The organism is Mycobacterium sp. SMC-18, from assembly GCF_045310895.1.
GTDB lineage: Bacteria > Actinomycetota > Actinomycetes > Mycobacteriales > Mycobacteriaceae > Mycobacterium.
Genome location: NZ_JBJIAL010000102.1, coordinates 1 through 3,727 on the forward strand (window position 1 = coordinate 1; position 3,727 = coordinate 3,727).

1 protein-coding gene and 2 pseudogenes are annotated in these 3,727 nt (G+C 62.1%); 2 read left to right on the forward strand and 1 reads right to left on the reverse strand.

The window, feature by feature from the left end; genetic code table 11:
* Positions 1 to 142: 142 nt before the first annotated feature.
* Positions 143 to 397: pseudogene (locus ACJH6J_RS30165) on the reverse strand (IS3 family transposase); the annotation flags it as partial.
* Between the two features lie 187 nt (positions 398 to 584).
* On the opposite strand from ACJH6J_RS30165, the gene ACJH6J_RS30170 reads away from it, so the two are divergent.
* Positions 585 to 1,886 carry a cytochrome P450 gene (locus ACJH6J_RS30170; RefSeq protein WP_346415426.1) on the forward strand — a complete coding sequence of 434 codons (1,302 nt, stop codon included), beginning with the start codon at positions 585 to 587 and terminating at the stop codon, positions 1,884 to 1,886.
* Between the two features lie 659 nt (positions 1,887 to 2,545).
* Positions 2,546 to 3,513, forward strand: a pseudogene (locus ACJH6J_RS30175) (IS3 family transposase).
* Positions 3,514 to 3,727 lie beyond the last annotated feature (214 nt).

The window sequence follows — 3,727 nt, forward strand, 5'->3', positions numbered from 1 at the left end:
AGGCCGCTGCGACGACCCGAAGGAGACGGTCTCTCACCGCCTCTCGATATACCCAGCGCCTCGTGGCGCACAGCTCCGCCCCGAAGAAACTGGCGTCTCTTTTCAGAATTTCGTTGGCGCGCTTGAGTTCTCGGTTCTCCTACTCAAGCTCTTTGACTTTCTGCGACTCGGCCGTTGTTACTCCGGGTTCGTAGCCATTGTCGACGTCGGCCTGGCGAACCCAGGAACGCACCGACTCGACCCCATAGCCGAGCTGGTTAGCAACCCGCCAAACGGTGCCCTGCTCGGTGCCGAGTTCGGCGCGCAACGCACGGACCATCCGCGCCGCTGCAGCCGTCTCCTCCGGGCTGTAGCGGCGACTGGTCGGCTCCTTTCCCGATGACGATACCGTGGGCATACCCGCATCCTCGTTTCCAAGGCCAGGAGCCTCCGGGATTTCCAGGGCGATTCAAAAACCTGAAACACCCGGGTTTCCCGGAGACTCATTGACGCGGTGGAGCGCAGTTGGTCAGACTTGTTTCCATGGCGTGCTACGTACCGGACTCAAAGCACCAACCGTCCAGCAAACTTGGCGCGTAGCGCCGATGAGAACATTGCGCTGGGATGGCGCGGTGCGGCAGGTCTGGGCACCGGTGATGGGGGCGATCGGAATGAACGTTGCTGCGGCCGTGCGGGTCCGGCGTCGTGGCTATGCAGGATGGACCGGCGCGGTCAATACCGATTTCGATCCACTCGATCCGGCGACCGCGGCGCAGCCATTCGAAAGTTATCGCGCGCTGCACGCCGGAGGGCGAGTGCACTACAACCCCAAACGTGCGACCTTCATTCTCAGCCGACACGAAGACATCCGAGCGGCCTTGCGCGATACCGAGGCGGTCACAAGTAGCCAGGGCGTCACCCGGATGAAGATCTCGGCACCGATCCTGGTGCTCACCGACGGCGATGACCACACCAGGCTCCGCAAACAGGTTCAACCTGGATTCACCAAGGGTGCCATGAGCGACTGGCAAGGCATGGCAGACCAACTCGCCAAAGAACTCGTCGCCGACGTAGTCGCCAACCCCGGTTGCGACGTGATGGAGCACCTCGCCGTACCTTTGCCCATCCGAATGATCGCACACATAATCGGCATCCCTCCCGAAGATGTCTGCAACTTCCGATCATGGTCCGAAGACGGTGTCGGCGTAATCAATGCTGGCGCCACCGCTGCCGGGCTGCGGTACGGGTTCAGAGGAGTTCGGGCGATCGCGGCACTGCGCCGGTACTTCAAGGACCAGTTGGCCTCGGGCAAGCTCAAAGGGTCGGATACCGTACTGGGCCGGCTCGTCGATAACAATGAGGATGGCAAGCTCTCCGACGACGAGCTGTTTTTCATCGCGATGCTACTGCTGTTCGCTGGGAACGAAACCACCACGAACCTCATCGGCGGTATGTTCGACACTCTCGCCCACGCCCCCGATCAGTTCGCCATGATCCGAAACCATCCTGACCTGATCCCAAGCGCCGTCGAGGAACAGCTGCGTTACTCGACACCAATCCAAAACCTGTACCGCTACACTCGCGCCGACTACAGAGTCGGCGAGGTGACTATCCCCAGCCGGTCGCGGCTCTTGCTGGCCTTCGGCGCGGCCAACCGCGATCCTGAGGTCTTCGAGTATCCTGACACCTACCGCGCTGATCGAAACCCGCACAACCACATCGCTTTTGGCTTCGGTGCTCACATGTGCATCGGAGCAACCCTGACTCGCATGGAAGGCCAGGCCGTGCTCCGCGAACTCACCACCCAAGCCTCGGCCATCGCAGCGGCCGGTTTGACCACCTGGTCAATCAACAGCTCACTTCGCGGCCCCACCCACCTGCCGATCCGACTGACCCCTGCCTTCTGATTTTGTCGGCCGCATCGACGGTGCGCGGTTGATAGCCGCCAACCCCTTCTCGTCGACGCGGGGCCCAGCGCTTTATCGGGCGGGTCCAGGTAGAGCCCGACGACATCGCGAACCGAGCAATGATCAGAACCTGTGGATGAGCCTTGGTACCCCAACATGGACTTGGCCAGGCCCGATTCTTTGGCCATCGATGTCCGCGACCAGTGCGTCGCGTCCCCCGGAGTGCGCTCCAACGTCGCCACCAGCACCACATCGACCTGCTCATCGGTGATGGTGCGGGGACCACCCGGACGGGGCTCATCGTTCAGCCCGTCGCTGCGAGCCTCAAGAACCGTCGACGCCATCTACCGACTGTCTGCGGCCATACGCCCACGTCAGGGCGACATCGTTGTCGGATTTACCTGCCGCGCAACCCAATACGATCCGCGACCGCCGCGCCTGCGATGACTTGGCCCTGCGCACCCATCGTTGCAACGTTCACGTTCGTCGTCGTTCAATACCAGCGCAACTACCGGTCTACCCCTAGTCGCTACGGGCCGATTCTAGTATTAATCAACGAATTCCAGTCGCGGGACACTAGCAATGGCGTAAGAATCCGGGTCTGCTGCATGAATAGGTGACATCTGAGTTGGCTTGCCCGTCGTGGGCAGGCTGGAAGGATGTCCTTGTGCCCAGGCCTTACCCCCCAGGAGTTCCGTGACGACGTGGTCGGCGTCGCTCGCAACCGCGAAGCCGGTGTGACGATCGAGCAGGTCGCCACCGATTTCGGTGTCCATCCGATGACCCTGCACAAATGGATGCACCAGGCCGACATCGACGAGGGCGCCAAACCCGGCAAAAGCACCGGCGACTCTGCTGAACTGCGCGAGCTGCGTCGCCGAAATCGGCTGCTGGAACATGAGAACGAGGTGCTGCGCAGGGCGGTAGCGTATCTACCCGCTCGTGAAGGAGCTCGCCGCCGACGGAATCCCTGTCGCGGTGACGTGCCGGGTACTCAGGCTCGCCCGCCAACCGTATTACCGCTGGCTGTCCCAGCCTGTCACCGACGCCAACCTCGTCCAGGCCTACCGCGTCAACGCCCTGTTCGATGCCCACCGCGACGATCCGGAGTTCGGGTATCGCTACCTGGTCGAGGAAGCCCGTGACGCCGGTGAGCCGATGGTCGAGCGCACCGGCTGGCGGATCTGCTCGCAGAACCGGTTATGGAGTGTCTTCGGTAAGAAGCGGGGCAAGAACGGGAAACCCGGCCCGCCGGTGCATGACGACCTCGTGGACCGCGACTTCACTGCTAAAGCCCCAAATCAATTGTGGATCAGCGATCCTACCGAACACATGACCGGAGAGGGCACGCTCTACCTCTGTGCGATCAAGGATGTGTTCTCGAACCGGATCGTCGGGTACAGCATCGATGACCCGATTAAGTCGCAGCTGGCCACTCGGGCGCTGCACAGCGCGGTGGCGCGACGTGCCCGACCGTAAATGCTGGGCCACTCGCACCGAATTACGCCTGGCGATCGTGTCGTGGATCGAGCGGACCTAACACCGCCGACGCCGACAACGCGCACTCGGCAGACCCACGCCGATAGAGTTCGAACTGCTCCACACACCAGTCGCAACTGCGGCCTGAAAATTCACACCCCGCGAGTCAACTGAACTCGGGGCAGTCCCCCTGACCAACGCTGCCCTGATGTCCATCTTGATGATCCCGGGTTCGTGTACCGCTTCATCCCTGACGGTCTGGCCGAGAAAGGCTGCGGCGCTTTTGGGAGCAATGATCAGAACCTGTGGATGAGCCTCGGCGAGGCGGCGTAGGAAAGGGCGCACCTTCCCGAGGATGATCT

Bases quoted from the DNA above. Each gene is read 5' to 3' on its own strand.
- ACJH6J_RS30170 (WP_346415426.1), top strand. From the start codon at position 585: ATGAGAACATTGCGCTGGGATGGCGCGGTGCGGCAGGTCTGGGCACCG.